Here is a 14,958-nt window from a genome sequence, read left to right as displayed (position 1 = left end):
CGTTGTTAGGTGAATCAAATATAGAATTAATCCTCTATTCCAATCCACCCGCTTACAGCAGAGCAGCAGCCTAATCATCCAATAAGATATTCAATAGAAAAGACCCCGCCACCTGGCAGAGTCTTTATCTTTATCATCGTTATCATTTTCAATCCAGCCAGGGCTGGTTTAGAAATTTATCATTTTACAGATATACTGGTTTCACGCATACCGGCTTGGATACACCTGTGCTGTGACCTGTGTATTTCAGACGGCCGCTCTCCTGATCCACCGTGAATGTCACGAGGTTGTTCGTATCACGGTTAGCTGCGATCAGCAATTTGCCGTTAGGTGTCAGAGCAAAATGACGTGGGTGCTCACCTTCAGCAGATACATGCTCAACCAGTGTCAGGTGACCTTTGTCTGCATCTACTGCAAATACAACGATGCTGTCATGTCCACGGTTAGAACCATATACATAACGTCCATCATTGGAAACGGTGATTTCCGCTGTTGTATTCTCTTTGCCATCATATCCATCAGGCAGAGTGGATACTGTAGACAATTCAGTCAACGTACCCGCTGCTGCATCATATTTGAACGAAGTAATGGAAGAATCCACTTCGTTGATCACATAAGCGAATTGACCATTCGGATGGAACGCCAAGTGACGTGGGCCTGCTCCCGGATGTGTTTTGGTTTCACTGTGCAGCACAAGTTCATTTTTGTCTGCATCGATGGAATAGATCGCAATGTTATCCGCGCCCAGATCCTGTACCATCATGTATTTACCATCCGGGCTGAAGAATGCGGAGTGAACATGTGGCTTGTCCTGACGTTCAGGATGCGCACCTTGTCCTTCATGTTTCTTCTCGTCCAGAAGCGCTCCAACTTCACCGTTATCCGTCAAGGCTTGCAGACCTACCAGACCACCGTGGTAGCTGGAGAGAATCAAGTATTTGCCGGAAGGGTCACGCTGGATGTGACATGGCGGAGCTGAAATGGAGTTATTCCGGTTCAGCAACGATAATTTTCCTGTAGAAGGATCAATGCTCAGAGCTACCGCTTCAGACATTTTGTTGCCTTCAACTGACGCTGTTTCACCAATCGCATACAGTTTGTTACCCTCAGTATCCACGTTGACAAACGTTGGGTTTTTCACGCCCGCGATGCCGTCAAGCTTGGACAAGCTGCCTGTATCCTCATTCAATTCATATGCATAAATGCCCTCATTTTCCGCTTCAGCGTAAGAGCCAGCAAGTACGAGCAAGCGTTTTGATTCACTCATTACAGTTTCCTCCTCTATGTGTATGTAATCTTGTTGCACCTCTTCTATAATAAATCTGCCATATCAAAATAGCAATCCGCTGTCGCTGCCCAGCAGGGAAATCCTTAGTTAAACAAGGCGATTACAACAACATGATCATACTGATATCCATTCATATGAGATGCATCTTCTGCTATGATAAGATCAGTTTTTCATCCAGAAGGGACTGAATTGCATTGCTTCACTCATTTTTACTCACGTTATACCATGTGTTCCTGCCGATCTCACTTCCCGTGATTGGAGGTATTCTGTTAAAACGCTTCAAGAATTGGGATACCCGGTCGCTCTCGACCTTTTCCCTTTATATTTTGAGCCCTGCGCTCATCTTCAATACATTGCTGCATGCAGAGATTACCTGGACGGACGTCACCAGCACGTTCTGGTTCTCTATTATTAATCTGATTGCCCTGTGGGCACTCGCCGAGCTGTTAAGCCGGATTTTCCGTCTGGGTGCAAGCGAAAAAGCGGGTCTCACCCTCGTCTCCACGTTTACGAACTGCGTGAATTACGGGCTCCCGCTTGTACTGCTTGCCTTTGGTCAGCTTGGACTGGACAAGGCTTCTGTCTACGTTATTGGACAGATGATTATTGTTAATACGGTAGGTATCTTTTTTGCCGCGAGATCCGAATTCACCGTAAAAAATGCGATTCTGTCCGTTTTCCGCATGCCATCCATCTATGCTGCTGGCATCGCCATTGCGCTGCGTGCGTCCAATCTGAGCCTGCCTGAAGCACTGGATGGAGGGATTGCCATGCTGGCTATGGGTTACTCTCCTGTCGTTCTCGCCATTCTGGGAGCACAGATGCTCAGACCCAAAGGGGCAACGGTGCCTTGGTTGCCCAATGTACGCCGAGCCTTCTGGACCGGACTTGTGGTGCGTCTCGCAGCTGCGCCAATCCTCTCCTGGCTGATTCTGACCGCTCTTCAGGTCGAAGGTACGTTGTTCAGTGTGCTGCTGATCCTCGCATCCATGCCCACCGCAGTGAACGCCGTTATTTTGGCTGAACAGTTCAATGCTTCACCGCAGTTTGTATCGCGCTGCATTCTGTGGACAACTGCTGCATCCATGTTCATGCTGCCCATTATGATTGTGATGGCTTCCTGATTAACACCGGAGGTGATACCGAAGCGATATCCGCTTGTCGGCGTTTCTCCAGCCGGCGTTCATAACGCCGGTTGAGCGCTCTGACGTAGAAAAATTTCACGACAAAGTACGATATCACACCTAAAATGACACCAAACACGGACATACCCGCCAGAATATCCAGTCCACCAAGCAACAATTCACTCACGGCCGACCAGTTCCCCCGAAACAGCTCCATGAATGCACTCTCATGTACCGGTCCCTGTCCCATGCTGTGAGCAGGCAATATCCATGAGCCAATTTGTTTCGCGAGCGGCATCAGGATAATAGGTAAAAACGTAAGTTTCCCGATCACATTACCAACAATCGCTGCTGGCACCGAACCCCCAGACAATCGCACAATTGGATAAAATACGAGATATATCAGGGAAGCGGTCGAGATCACGATCAGTTCCAGTCCGAACCCTATGGCAAATCCGGTAGATACTTTATGGGCACCTCCGGGAGCACGTAACAATTTGAGAAAATTCAGCTTCATAGCACGTGTTAAACGTACCCAGCGGTTAGTCTTGCGCTTCTGTGTGTTCATACCGAATTACTCCTTATTTTACACAAATGACAACTTGAATCGTCTATTCTTCAGTATATCACACCGCGTTAGCTCCTGTAGTAACAATGACCGGTTGTGTCTCCATCTGGACATTACCTGCCACCGCTCGGGAGATCATACAGGATGATTCAGCCTTATGCGCCAGGCGCTCAGCCTTGGTCAGATCCGCCTCTGAAGCATCTTGGCTGAGTACAATCCGGGGTCTATGTACGATCCGTTCGTACGTAAATACGTTATTCGTAACATCTACCGTTGCTTCCGATTCAAGCGTCAATTCATCCGGCGTAATATCCGAACGCTCCAGCATCGCTGCCAGTGTGATCAGGTAACAGGTGGAGGCTGCACCCAGCAGCATCTCGTCCGGGTTAGTTCCCGTACCGGGTCCGCCCATATCCTTCGGAATCGATATGACCGTTTTTAATCCACCTGCATCGATTGTTCCCTCACTGTTACGCCCACCATTCCATACCGCTTTCAGATGAAAAGGATGTTTCATGATATTCATTCCTTTCTTATTTACACACGTATACACGTAATATTCTGCTCAATCAATGCGCTAACTTGCTCTTCATCTACACCCTGATCTGTAATCACTTTTGCCACACTGCTCATCTCAGCGACTCTGGTAAATGCCTGTATATTAAATTTGCTGGAATCTGCAAGTAATATGACTTCATCCGCAATCTGGATCATTTTCTGCTTCACCAAGGCCTGTAATTCATTTGACTCACTGATGCCTTTGGTCAGATGCACCCCTTTGCAAGACAAAAACACTTTATCGACATGATACGCATCCAACGAACGTTCCGCGAGAGGTCCTACAAAAGAAAGTGACTTCGAAGCCAATTGCCCACCTGTGGCAATCACACGAATCTGCTCCTTGTTACTCAGCTCTGCGGCCACTTTTATCGAATTGGTTAATACGGTCAATGGAATGTTCGGCAATCCTGCCGCCATATACCACGCAGTTGTACTTGCATCCAGAGCAATCCGGTCGCCGGGTTCCACCATTTTCACCGCTTCGCTTGCAATTCTGCGCTTCTCTTCTGCATGGGCTACAGCACGTTCCGGATACGGAATCTCCGACTGTAACTCTTCCTTGTATTTTACGCTGACCGCCCCGCCATGGGACCTTCTGAGCCTGCCCGCCTGTTCGAGCTTGTCCAGATCACGACGTATCGTCTCTTCCGTCACCCCGCAGCGCTCACTAAGTTCGGTCACACGCATACTGCCTTGCGTATCCACCCATTCCACTATTTTCTCATACCGTTCAGCTACGAGCATATTTCTTCACTCCAAACCGTTGATTATCCAGTTGATCCTGTTCATCCATCATACCACAGAGCGATGACAAGGAGAATTTGGACCATGTGCAAAAAGAGGGAGCTTTCGCCCCCTCCATTCCAGTTCTGAAGTGTATATTATTTATCTTCTGCCATAGGGAACCAGCCCGGTGTGTGGATGATTGCATTCCACAACCCGTCAGGGATAACCAGACGTTCCTGATCGGATTTGGTCAGAATCGTTTCAATGTCTTCTTCCCGTCCGCTCTCGATCTTCTCAACCCAATCCGGTTCAATAATCAGCTCACGTCCAATGGCAAGTAGTGGTACTCCCGTTTGGAGCGCCTCAGCGGCCTGATCTGCCGTATGAATTGAACCTACGCCGATCACAGGCAATTTACCGTTCACACGATCCAGGATGAATTCCATTCTTGAACGTGTATCTGCTTCGCCACGTCTTGGCTTGGACCAGAATTCGTTCAAGGAAACGTGCAGGTAATCCAGGTTTTTATCTTTAAGCGCATCCACCAGTGCATACGTATCTTCCATCGTGAGTCCCGGTGTTTCCGGCTCTTCCGGGGAGAAACGGTAACCAATGATGAACGGCAGTTTGGTATGTTCGGCAACCACTTTCTGAATCTCATCCACAACAGCAAGCGGGAATGTCAGACGTTTCTCCACACTTCCGCCAAAGCGGTCTTCACGTCGGTTGGAATGCGGGGAGAAGAATTGCTGGATCAGATAACCATTAGCACCGTGAATCTCAACACCATCAAAGCCAGCTTCAATTGCACGACGTGTCGCTTCACCAAAGTCTTTGATAATGGAAGTAATCTCGGCATCCGTCAATTCTCTTGGTTCAGGAGATCCCGGACGCTCACTTGCAACCGCACTAGGAGCAACCACTTGACCCGCAGGTACAGCTTGTTCAGGCGTCAAACGGCCCGCATGGAAAATTTGCAATACAGCTACGGAGCCTTGTTGTTTCATAGTGTCAGCCAGTTTTTTCAGACCAGGAATGAAGCGGTCGTCATAAACACCAAATTGAGCCGGGAAACCAATGCCCGTCTCTGTTACATGCCCTACAGCCGTAATTGACATGCCAGCACCACCGGTGCGACGTGCATAATAAGCAAGTTCAGCGTCGGATATCGTACCATCAGCATTCGAGGACATATGAGTCATGGGAGCGAGCACGATACGGTTTTTCAGTGTAATACCAGTCGGCAGTGAAACTTGTTCAAACATCTGGTTAAACTTTGGATTCATTCGTGGTTCCCTCCTGATTATAAATATCTCTTTTAATAGATATATGAATATGTGCGTTCTCTTACTGTAATGATTATAGTTACGTTTCTTTGCAATTGCAACTTTTCATTTTCAGAAAGGAAAAAAAAGAGCAGAGTGTCTCCAGACTCTCAGCCCCTTAATCTTCTTCATTCTATCCAAAGTCCTTCACTCTATCCAAAGGATATTCAGAAACTCCGAACGTAAGCCAGCTTCTGATCCATCTCTTCTACACACTCGTAACAGTCGTGTTCATCGTTGGCGACCATTGGGGTGACTGGATACAGATTCATCTCTGTACTGTTATACGATTTCAATAGCGGTAACAATTGAGTCACCCGTGTATTGGCCGGGTCAAGCCAAGTGTTGATCTCTTCTTCGGAGAGGATCGCCGGCATTTTACTGCCAAACTCGCGTGTAACCATGTTCGCGCCTGTCATAAGCATCGTGCAGGTACGAAGCGGCTCTTTCCGTGTATCTCTCCATACTTCGTATAACCCAGCTATGCCGAACAGACCGCGATCTGGCATGACAACACGAACCGCATAACTTTTCTTGCCTTCTTGCCGCCAGTAATATAATCCATTGCAAGGAATGACGCAACGCTTGGTCTCTACCAGTTTGTAATAGGAAGGATTCTCATGTACCGTCATGAGATTCGCGTTAACGGCATCACGACCCCAGAATGGAATGAACCCCCACCGGAACTCATCCAATACACGCTCACCATCCTGATGCAAAATAATTGGCGTATGCTGGGTTGGGCTGATATTGTATCGGTTTTTATAATAATACATCACTCGCTGAATCTTGAAATGATCTCTGACATCGTCCAAATCGGCTGCCAATGAAAAACGGTTACACATGCTCAAGCACTACCTTTCCCTGTGAGAAGTTGAACGTATTGTTTGTTATTTCAGGGAAATTATGCATGCATATCGAACAGAAAATGACTTATTTTGACACCATTAGGGTCTGATCAAGAGTTATTTCATGTTTTTCACGACAAAAACAACGACCTCGGACTCATTTCAACTCAACTATTCCTTGTTACTATGATAGAGAATAAAATACATTTATTGGAGGTTTTAAGTATGAAAAGGAAGTTTTTGATGAGCATCATGTTGTTCTCAGCGATTGCGATGTTTGGCAGTACCATCTATGCGGCAACCTTTCTAACCTACGGTTATCCCAGCACCACCATCCCCATTCGTACGTATAATTACGCCTCCGCATGGCAGACTCCCATGGACGCTTCCCTTACCAACTGGAACAATGCAGGTGCCAAAGTTAAATTCACCAAAACAAGTAACTCCCCAAACACCATCACCGCAGGAAACTTCAATAATACAGCATATGGTGTCAACTACGCCTCCTTATCCGGCAGTCAAGTCGTAAGCTTCCGCATCGAACTCAATGCATCCACCATCACCCCTGACGCAACCAACTTATCCAACTTCATTCAAAGCGTATTTGTCCACGAACTCGGACACTCCATCTGGCTCGGTGACAACCCGACAACAAACAGTCCTTCCATTATGTCTTACTCCCGTAACCGCAATTCCATGACCCAACCTCAAACCTTTGATATCAATAACGTAAAATCCAAATACTAATCCGTTACGTACTTATCCCAAAAATCCAAGGAGGATTCCTATCCATGAACAAAAATCGAGTATTAACGCTGCTTCTCTCTTCCATTTTCATTTTATCTGCTGTTGGATGTTCTTCTGTTACACCTACCGCGTCCCCATCCGATGCACCCATGACCATTATTGCTTCTGAAGATTACCCGAGTTATGCCAGCATTGGCGACCTGTCCGAGAGAGCAAATGCCATTGTGAAAGGCAGTGTTGTTGAGACTCGTGTGGAAGCTTTAAACGATATCGTACAAGTTACCGGTGCTGCCAATGAAAACGAGTTAAACCCCGCGTCCGATCCGGGCGGAGATCCATCTTCTTTTGACAAAATCTATACGATCCACACGATTCAGGTCGCTGAATCCTATAAGGGCGGTTACACTGCCGGGGAAAAACTTGAAGTGAAGCAACTTGGCGGACAACTTGGCAACACCGAGATTTTTAATGATGACAACCTCAAGCTGATTCCTACCAAAGACTATGTACTCTTCCTGGAAACGTATGAAGACACCCCTGCCAGCCTGCTCAACTCCGTTCAAAGTCTCTACGTGATCAAACCTGCCGCCAAGTCGAATCAGCCAGGTCAGCAACAATCACAGTCAGAAGTCATTGCTAGTGCAAACCCCGAGAATGACCTTACACTCCAGCTGGAGGATCTGCAAGAAATTCAAAACGAACAAAAGAGCGAATAAACTCTTATACGGTAATCACACTGTTACTTCATCTGCCTACAGGCAGCTAATCCCCTTCTACTTTTCAGTCCTACATAGAAATATGAAAACCGTGCTGCTCAGCAAACTGGGAAGCACGGTTTTTTTGGAGTTTCTTACTTAGACGGTGTATTAAGTTCAATAATCCATTCAGCCAGATCCTGAGTCTGTTTCAACAAGGCGATAGGGTCACGGAACCAGGATTGTTCTTCCGTCCATATGTATACTTTTCCATTTTTGATAGCAGGTAATGAACCCCAGATCGGATCTGCCTGAAGGTCTTTCAACTGAGACTTGCTGGTCAGCACAATGTAATCTCCGGCATATTTGGAGAGCAGTTCTATGGAGAATTCATGATAAGCGCCCTGCATCAACTCGGATGGAATGTTCTTTGGTGCTTGCAAACCAAGCAATTCGTAGATGTTACGTCCTCCCCGGCCCGACTGATTGCCAAAAATGAAGACTTGGCGATCATATTCCTGCATAACGGAGAATGTAGTATCAGCTGGAACAACGCTCTGCACTTCCTGCTTAATTTTAGCAATCTCCTCATCAAAATCAGCCAGCCACTTCTCTGCTTCCGCTCCTTTGCCAAGGACTTTACCGAAATAGTTCACTTCATCCTTAAGTGTCGGGAATGTGATGGATGCGATCGAAACGGTCGGAGCAATCTTGCTATATTTCTCATAAGCCGCCTTGTCCGGATTCAATGTAATAATAAGATCAGGTTCCAGCTCCATCAATTGTTCAACGGAGTCCCCTATGGTCTCAAGACCATCCAAGTGGCCTTCCAGATAAGGGCTGTTCATCAGAAATTGTCCTCCACCAATCGGTTTGACACCAAGAGCAAGCACCGTTCCCAGATAATCAATAGCAGCAACACGCTCCGGATGTGCAGGAATCTCTACCTCGCCAAAGGTCGTATTTACCATTTGGGTTTCCGCTACTGCCGGTTGTTCGGGTTCAGCCGCAACTTCGGATGTTTCTGCCCCCTGCTGGGCTGTTCCACAAGCACTCAATGTGAGTACAAGCGCAAGCGACATGATCGCTGATTTAAAATGGTTAAACATGTTGATTTCCTCATCTCCCTTATGTTGATAATGATTATCATCATCAATTAAAGGATAACGTTCATCCCCTCCTGTTACAATGGATTCATTTGTTGCATTTAATGTACTTTTTGAAACTGATTTCGAGTTTTCCTGCTGTTTCGTCCGATATTGCCCGGGTGTGATACCGGTCTCTTTTTTGAATATACGATTGAAATAAAACGGGTCCATATAACCCACATACGCAGCAATCTCCTGTAATGAAGCTTCTGTGGACGCAAGCAGACTCCTTGCCTCAGCCATTCGTAACCGAATCACATATTCTGTCGGTGTACATCCCGTCTGTTCCTTGAATTTGCGTGATAAATATTGCGGACTGTAACTCAAGGACTGGGCAAGCAAATCAAGTGAGATCGATTCCCGGTAATGAGCTTTGATATATCGCAAAACCTGATCGGTAAGCGAAGGCTGTTGAACTTCGTTAAACATGCGACTCCGCTGTAACAAGACAAGCTGTACCAGTTGAAAGAAATACACTTTGACCTGAATTTTGCTCACTCGCTCCTGCCCTGACCAGCATTCATGTATATTCCGCACAAGCTCACGTAGCTCAAGTGTTTGATCCGGCACTGTCGCCCAGGACTCTTCAAACGGATTACGCTGGTTCAACATCATTCGGTACTCCACAAGCACGTTGGAGGGCAAGGTTGATTTGTACAAAATCAGATGTACCTCCACAGCCCCTGTCGCTTCAAGTGTCAGACGTCTTCCTTTTCCCCCATGCAGCAGCAAGAACTGGTTTGTAGTCCATACCTCTTCATCCAGCCAGACCTGGCCTCTGCCTTGAACATACACAAATGCGCTGGTTGGTAACACATAATTGCGTATGAACTCGTGTGTTGCGAGTGATATAAGACGCACATCAAGCACGCGAACCTGTACCTGATCCCACAGCTTGATGTCATTCTGAATTCCCATATAAACTCCCTCTCCTAAGCGATCAAACACACACAATACCTTGGCATTGTGACCAGAAGCCTACCCATAATTGATAATGATTATCAATTATAACAATGATGGAACCATCTTAGAAGCCTACCTCCGTTTTTGTTAGATGCCTCAGAATAAAAAACGGTCGAAATCCCTCATAGAGAGATCTCAACCGTTCTAAATTATGGCGTTATTATATTTTGATAAAGTCAGCTACCCTTCTCTACTCGACAAAAGACAGTAAATACCCGTATCTTTCTTCCTCCATCTTATCTAAGGGAATAAAGCGGATCGAAGCACTGTTAATACAGTAACGTTTGCCGCCACGATCTTCGGGACCATCATCGAACACATGACCGAGGTGGATGTCACCTGCCCGGCTTCGTACCTCCGTGCGTTCCATCCCAAAGCTCGTATCCGTTGTATAGGTAACAACCTCAGGTACAATCGGTTTTGTAAAACTCGGCCACCCGCAACCGGAATTATACTTATCCCGGCTGGTGAATAACGGCTCTCCCGTTGCAATATCCACATACAGACCGGGCTCCTCATTATCCCAGTATTCGTTACTGAATGCATGCTCCGTATCATTGTTTACCGTGACCGCATACTGTTCGTCTGTTAATCGTTCCTTTAATTGCTCATCTGTTGGACGTGGATATTGAGCCGGATCAATTCCAATCTCCAGGTCATCCAGAACAGTCATATCAATGTGACAATATCCGTTCGGATTTTTTTCCAAATAATCCTGATGGTACTCCTCCGCCAAATAATAATTCTGCAGAGGCATTACCTCCGTTACGATGGATTGGTCATATTTTGCTTGCTCTGCCTCTACAGCTTGCTCGATGATTTTGGCATCTTCAGGCAACGAATAATATATTCCAGTCCGATACTGAACGCCACGATCATTGCCCTGCTTATTCAAGCTGGTAGGATCAATTACTCGAAAATAAGATTCCAGCAATTTCTGCAAAGATACTTGCTGCGGATCATATTTTACATGAACAGTCTCCGCAAACCCCTGGTCTCCGCGAATAACATCCTCATAGGTTGGATTCTCTCCTTCACCGTTGGCATAACCGGAAGTCACATCCTGAACCCCTGGAATACGAGCCATATATGCCTCCACACCCCAGAAACAGCCTCCTGCCAAGTACAGGTTACTCAGGTTTTCCTCGGAGACACTCGATGCCTTGACAGGTTGAGTGGATATCGAAGATGAGGATGAATGGCTCTCAGCCCTGTTTCCACAAGCAGACACAACGATCGCTATAACAAGGAGGAACAAGCCGAGCAGCGTCCTTTTCATGACACTTCCTCCCTTCTCACAAAATCTCTTGTAATGATTCCATGATCTGTTCATTAGATGCATGCCCTGGCTGCGATTTCGCTAAAATACCATCAGAGCCAATATAAAAGGAACTAGGATATGCTCTTACGCCAAATTTCTTGGCCCATACACCTTTCTCATCCAAAAGGACAGTTATGTTATCATATGGCTGTTGGTCAAACCATTCGGTAAACGCTTGGGAGGATTTCTCTCCTTTGTAGTCTGGCGTCACAATCGTAATGACTTGAAAATCATTGTTTTGACCAGCCAGATTGTTCAGGTCTTCCAAACCCGCAAGGCAGATGGAGCACCAGGAAGCCCAGTATTTCACATACACTTTCTTGCCTTGAATATCAGAAAGTCCAACCGTGTTTCCTTTCAGATCAAGCAATGAAAATTCAGGAGCCGTCTCTCCCTTGTTCATCATGATTGACGAACTCATATCGGATGTTGATGCCGGGGTTGATGATGACCCCGTTTGTTTTGATTCAGTTTGCTGTGATCCACATGCGCTCAAGATCAACAGGACTCCAGCAAATACGATTACAGATAACATCCATTTCCGTGCCGTCTTCATACCAAATTCCTCCAATGATTATTGAAACCAGGTCACCAAGTTGTTTAGTCGGTCTGTCATTAACAGTAGTCCCATGACAATAAGAATACAGCCGGAAGTTATTTTGATGACACCCATATATCTGTATAAACCACGTATCCGCTTCATAACATATTCCGAAAAAACGGACAGAATCAGGAAAGGAATCGCTAATCCAAGGGTATACAGGAACATGAGAAACCCGCCATACAGTGGAGAGCCTTCTCCTGCGGCGATACCAAGAATGGCAGCCAGCACAGGCCCGATACAAGGCGTCCAGCCAAAACTAAACGTCAGACCCAACAGGAACGCTCCGACATACCCTCCCCGTTTGGCTTGATCGTTTGACAGCTTTCTCTCCCGTTCCAGCCAGGATAGTCGGATCAACCCGGTTTGATAAATCCCAAAAAGCACCACGATGGCTCCGCAGATGGCAATAAACACAGGACTTGAGATCAAATTACCAACGATGCCGGAACCAAAACCGAGTAAAACAAATACCAGGGACAGCCCAAGAACAAATAAAAATGTCCGCAAAACAAGTGTGGACCTCAACCGAACCGAGTTGGTGTCAGGCTGCTGCTGATTCGTACCGTTGACCATACTTCCGGATAGATAAGACACATATACCGGGATCAGCGGCAGAATACATGGCGCAAAAAACGATAACAATCCTGCACCAAAAACGCCGAAAAGAAAAACCAAATCACTGGTCAAGTCATTCACCACCTGAATAAATACTACGTTTGATTAACCAAGGTTAACGACTGACGTAGATCGGAAGCGTGAACCAGAAGCAGCTTCCTTCTCCTTTTGTACTCTGAACCCCGATCTCGCCACCATGGAGTTCCACAATCGATTGAGCGATAGCAAGGCCAAGCCCGGCCCCCCCATTGCTCTTACTACGTGATTTGTCAATTCGATAAAAACGTTCAAATATACGCGAAGTTTCCTCCGCTTCAATGCCTTCCCCTTCATCTGTAACTGAAATTCGTATAAACGGCCCCTTCTCTTCGGCAGCCAGAATAATTTTTCCTTCAATAGGAGAGTATTGAATGGCATTTTGCAGCAAATTGGAAAGGACCCGCTTCATTTGTGCAGGCATCATGACCGCGGCTGGTAATTTATCGGGCAAATCGATTTCAACGTTCAGCGTTTTCTCGGCGAGATGAAACGAAAAACTCTCCAACGTACTGAGCAGCAACTCATCGACGTGACAAGGCTGAGGCTCAAATACCTCCCCTTGCGCTTCCAGGCTGGATAATTCGAACAAATCTTGAATAAGCCCTCCCAAACGCTTCGTCTCAAGTCGTATCGTGTTCAGGTAACGTTGAAAGGTTTCTTTATCCTTAATGACATCATCCTCCAACGCTTCGACGAATGACTGAATGGATGCCAAGGGAGTCCGTAAATCATGGGAAACATTGGCGATCAACTCTCGTCTCGCGGTTTCTGAGTGATGCAGATGATCAAAGCTTTCCTTCAACTTGGAACTCATTTCATTAAATTGCTGTGCCAGGAGCTTAAATTCCTGCGTACCGATGAGAGGGACTTCCGTATGGAAATCCCCTTCGGCAATTCGGATCGTCTGCTGTGTAATTCGCGCAATTGATTTCTCTAATGGCTTAGTCAGCAAATATTGAAGAATAAATGAAAGTAAGCCTACCCCTGCCGTTATAGCCGATAACCAATACAATTGTTCGATCGTAAGCAGCATTTTGGAATAACTGATGAACAAACAAATTAATAATACGCCAATGCCTGTGAGACTGGACAACACCAAGTATGTGCGAAGTTTCATGAACTGCCACCCGCAAACTTGTAGCCTATACCCCAAACTGTTTTAATATATTTTGGATCAGAAGGATTCTGTTCGATCTTCTCTCGTAGTCTCCGAACATGTACAGTCACCGTTGTTGTATCTCCCTCATAGCTAAAATCCCAAATCTTGCTTAACATCTGATTACGGGAGAACACCTGACCCGGGTGACTTGCCAGCAAATACAACATCTCAAACTCTGTAACGGTCAATTCAATGGCCTGCCCGCTGATGTGCACTTCACGCTTGGTAAAATCAATGGTAAGCCCTTCATAATTGATCGTATATTCAGATGTTGTAACAGGTGATGCCTGCGCAATTCGCATTCTCCGCAGGATTGCCTTCACACGTAAGACGAGTTCTCTTGGACTGAATGGTTTGGTCAGATAATCATCCGCCCCCATCGTCAGTCCCATCAGACGGTCCTGTTCCTCACCACGGGCCGTCAGCATTACAATGGGCACATCCTCAGTTTGCCGAATCTCGTTGCATACTTCCCAACCATTCTTATGTGGCATCATCAGGTCGAGCACAATCAAGCTTGGCGTTTGGCTGTGCCACAGCTCTATAGCCTCCAAACCATCCTTAGCCGTCACGACAAGATAACCTTCCCGTTCCAGATACCTGCGACAAACGTCCGTAATATTCGTATCATCATCAGCAACCAGTACACATTCATTCAAACGAACCCACCCCATATTCCAGAAAATACATTTGAGCCAATCATATCATATGGTGATGGCGATGCTTAGCCCTTAAATTACTTCATTCCCATGGCTGGCATCATGTATTGTTTAATTACAGACTCAGCCGCATACGAATTCCCTTCATGGATGACAGGCATCGATTTTAAGTTAACTTGCATACCGTCTACCATGATTTTTTTCGATCCAATCCACAATTTAATCGTTTTTCCCGCAGGCATCATCGTGTCTTCCATCATCATGTCGTCTTCCATCATGTTGTCGTCTTTCATCATCTTGTCGTCCATTTTGCCCATATACATCAAAGTTACAGATCTGTCCTTGCTGTCCCACATAATGCTGTAATCATACATTTTGGCTGCCTGTCTCAATTGAACAAGCTCCATGCCATCCTTTTTAATCGTTTTCATATCTGCAGCACTTGCCAATCCAGAAAAGGCCATAGACATTATCAATACCGCTGCTACCATCACTTTTTTGCTCTTATTCGTTTTCATCATTCTTATCACTCTCCATTCGTTTATTACTTACATGGATTACAATAAGC

The 14,958-nt window shown here is 46.1% G+C and carries 16 protein-coding genes; 3 read left to right on the top strand and 13 right to left on the bottom strand.

The genetic code is table 11. The annotated features are described in order from the left end of the window. Nucleotides 1-184 precede the first annotated feature (184 nt). A complete protein-coding gene (locus MHB85_RS12435) occupies nucleotides 185-1,267 on the bottom strand; it encodes a lactonase family protein (protein WP_192132146.1) in 1,083 nt (360 codons plus the stop codon). 215 nt (nucleotides 1,268-1,482) lie between these two features. On the opposite strand from MHB85_RS12435, the gene MHB85_RS12430 reads away from it, so the two are divergent. Then, entirely contained in the window at nucleotides 1,483-2,412 is a 930-nt protein-coding gene (locus tag MHB85_RS12430) for an AEC family transporter (RefSeq protein WP_105598333.1), read from the top strand. Here the strand turns inward: MHB85_RS12430 and MHB85_RS12425 are convergent. From MHB85_RS12425 to MHB85_RS12405, 5 genes are all read right to left on the bottom strand, one after another. Next, nucleotides 2,390-2,980: a DUF2062 domain-containing protein gene (locus MHB85_RS12425; RefSeq protein WP_036670565.1), complete on the bottom strand. Its 591-nt coding sequence runs from the start codon at nucleotides 2,978-2,980 to the stop codon at nucleotides 2,390-2,392. The genes MHB85_RS12430 and MHB85_RS12425 overlap by 23 nt on opposite strands. A 58-nt stretch (nucleotides 2,981-3,038) precedes the next feature. Next, nucleotides 3,039-3,497 carry an OsmC family protein gene (locus tag MHB85_RS12420; RefSeq protein WP_192132148.1) on the bottom strand — a complete coding sequence of 153 codons (459 nt, stop codon included), beginning with the start codon at nucleotides 3,495-3,497 and terminating at the stop codon, nucleotides 3,039-3,041. A gap of 20 nt (nucleotides 3,498-3,517) precedes the next feature. Further along, nucleotides 3,518-4,285, bottom strand: a complete 768-nt coding sequence (locus tag MHB85_RS12415) for a DeoR/GlpR family DNA-binding transcription regulator (RefSeq protein ID WP_105598331.1) — start codon at nucleotides 4,283-4,285, stop codon at nucleotides 3,518-3,520. Nucleotides 4,286-4,422: 137 nt separating this feature from the next. Further along, a complete protein-coding gene (locus tag MHB85_RS12410; RefSeq protein WP_341072992.1) occupies nucleotides 4,423-5,553 on the bottom strand; it encodes an NADH-dependent flavin oxidoreductase in 1,131 nt (376 codons plus the stop codon). 206 nt (nucleotides 5,554-5,759) lie between these two features. Then, on the bottom strand, nucleotides 5,760-6,437 hold the full coding sequence (locus MHB85_RS12405) for an SOS response-associated peptidase (protein WP_036608866.1): 678 nt from the start codon (nucleotides 6,435-6,437) through the stop codon (nucleotides 5,760-5,762). Nucleotides 6,438-6,665: 228 nt separating this feature from the next. Here MHB85_RS12405 and MHB85_RS12400 point away from each other — a divergent pair, with 228 nt between their 5' ends. Then, nucleotides 6,666-7,187: a hypothetical protein gene (locus MHB85_RS12400; protein WP_341072991.1), complete on the top strand. Its 522-nt coding sequence runs from the start codon at nucleotides 6,666-6,668 to the stop codon at nucleotides 7,185-7,187. A 44-nt stretch (nucleotides 7,188-7,231) separates the two neighbouring features. Next, nucleotides 7,232-7,903 (top strand): hypothetical protein, encoded by a 672-nt coding sequence (locus MHB85_RS12395; RefSeq protein WP_341072990.1) that lies wholly within the window; start codon nucleotides 7,232-7,234, stop codon nucleotides 7,901-7,903. Nucleotides 7,904-8,037: 134 nt separating this feature from the next. Here the strand turns inward: MHB85_RS12395 and MHB85_RS12390 are convergent, their stop codons facing one another. From MHB85_RS12390 to MHB85_RS12360, 7 genes are all read right to left on the bottom strand, one after another. Next, a complete protein-coding gene (locus tag MHB85_RS12390) occupies nucleotides 8,038-9,948 on the bottom strand; it encodes an AraC family transcriptional regulator (protein ID WP_341072989.1) in 1,911 nt (636 codons plus the stop codon). A gap of 235 nt (nucleotides 9,949-10,183) precedes the next feature. Beyond that, nucleotides 10,184-11,272, bottom strand: a complete 1,089-nt coding sequence (gene msrB, locus MHB85_RS12385) for a peptide-methionine (R)-S-oxide reductase MsrB (RefSeq protein ID WP_341072988.1) — start codon at nucleotides 11,270-11,272, stop codon at nucleotides 10,184-10,186. A gap of 16 nt (nucleotides 11,273-11,288) precedes the next feature. Beyond that, on the bottom strand, nucleotides 11,289-11,870 hold the full coding sequence (locus MHB85_RS12380) for a redoxin family protein (RefSeq protein ID WP_341072987.1): 582 nt from the start codon (nucleotides 11,868-11,870) through the stop codon (nucleotides 11,289-11,291). Nucleotides 11,871-11,888: 18 nt separating this feature from the next. Beyond that, the gene (locus MHB85_RS12375; RefSeq protein ID WP_223199926.1) at nucleotides 11,889-12,614 is read right to left on the bottom strand and encodes a cytochrome c biogenesis CcdA family protein; all 726 of its coding nucleotides are present in this window, start codon (nucleotides 12,612-12,614) and stop codon (nucleotides 11,889-11,891) included. Between the two features lie 34 nt (nucleotides 12,615-12,648). Further along, nucleotides 12,649-13,689, bottom strand: coding sequence for a sensor histidine kinase (locus MHB85_RS12370; protein WP_091016995.1), 1,041 nt, complete (start codon nucleotides 13,687-13,689; stop codon nucleotides 12,649-12,651). Next, a complete protein-coding gene (locus MHB85_RS12365; RefSeq protein ID WP_017688950.1) occupies nucleotides 13,686-14,390 on the bottom strand; it encodes a response regulator transcription factor in 705 nt (234 codons plus the stop codon). The genes MHB85_RS12370 and MHB85_RS12365 overlap by 4 nt, the downstream gene beginning before the upstream one ends. A gap of 77 nt (nucleotides 14,391-14,467) precedes the next feature. Further along, on the bottom strand, nucleotides 14,468-14,911 hold the full coding sequence (locus tag MHB85_RS12360) for a stalk domain-containing protein (RefSeq protein WP_341072986.1): 444 nt from the start codon (nucleotides 14,909-14,911) through the stop codon (nucleotides 14,468-14,470). Nucleotides 14,912-14,958: the final 47 nt, after the last annotated feature.

This window comes from Paenibacillus sp. FSL K6-4396, assembly GCF_038002525.1.
In the GTDB taxonomy this organism is placed as follows: domain Bacteria; phylum Bacillota; class Bacilli; order Paenibacillales; family Paenibacillaceae; genus Paenibacillus; species Paenibacillus amylolyticus_B.
Note: the sequence above shows the minus strand (reverse complement) of the source record. Positions and strands in the feature narration are given on the sequence as shown.

Bases quoted from the DNA above. Each gene is read 5' to 3' on its own strand.
- MHB85_RS12435 (WP_192132146.1), bottom strand. From the start codon at position 1,267: ATGAGTGAATCAAAACGCTTGCTCGTACTTGCTGGCTCTTACGCTGAA.
- MHB85_RS12425 (WP_036670565.1), bottom strand. From the start codon at position 2,980: ATGAACACACAGAAGCGCAAGACTAACCGCTGGGTACGTTTAACACGT.
- MHB85_RS12420 (WP_192132148.1), bottom strand. From the start codon at position 3,497: ATGAAACATCCTTTTCATCTGAAAGCGGTATGGAATGGTGGGCGTAAC.
- MHB85_RS12415 (WP_105598331.1), bottom strand. From the start codon at position 4,285: ATGCTCGTAGCTGAACGGTATGAGAAAATAGTGGAATGGGTGGATACG.
- MHB85_RS12410 (WP_341072992.1), bottom strand. From the start codon at position 5,553: ATGAATCCAAAGTTTAACCAGATGTTTGAACAAGTTTCACTGCCGACT.
- MHB85_RS12405 (WP_036608866.1), bottom strand. From the start codon at position 6,437: ATGTGTAACCGTTTTTCATTGGCAGCCGATTTGGACGATGTCAGAGAT.
- MHB85_RS12400 (WP_341072991.1), top strand. From the start codon at position 6,666: ATGAAAAGGAAGTTTTTGATGAGCATCATGTTGTTCTCAGCGATTGCG.
- MHB85_RS12395 (WP_341072990.1), top strand. From the start codon at position 7,232: ATGAACAAAAATCGAGTATTAACGCTGCTTCTCTCTTCCATTTTCATT.
- MHB85_RS12390 (WP_341072989.1), bottom strand. From the start codon at position 9,948: ATGGGAATTCAGAATGACATCAAGCTGTGGGATCAGGTACAGGTTCGC.
- msrB (WP_341072988.1), bottom strand. From the start codon at position 11,272: ATGAAAAGGACGCTGCTCGGCTTGTTCCTCCTTGTTATAGCGATCGTT.
- MHB85_RS12380 (WP_341072987.1), bottom strand. From the start codon at position 11,870: ATGAAGACGGCACGGAAATGGATGTTATCTGTAATCGTATTTGCTGGA.
- MHB85_RS12370 (WP_091016995.1), bottom strand. From the start codon at position 13,689: ATGAAACTTCGCACATACTTGGTGTTGTCCAGTCTCACAGGCATTGGC.
- MHB85_RS12360 (WP_341072986.1), bottom strand. From the start codon at position 14,911: ATGATGAAAACGAATAAGAGCAAAAAAGTGATGGTAGCAGCGGTATTG.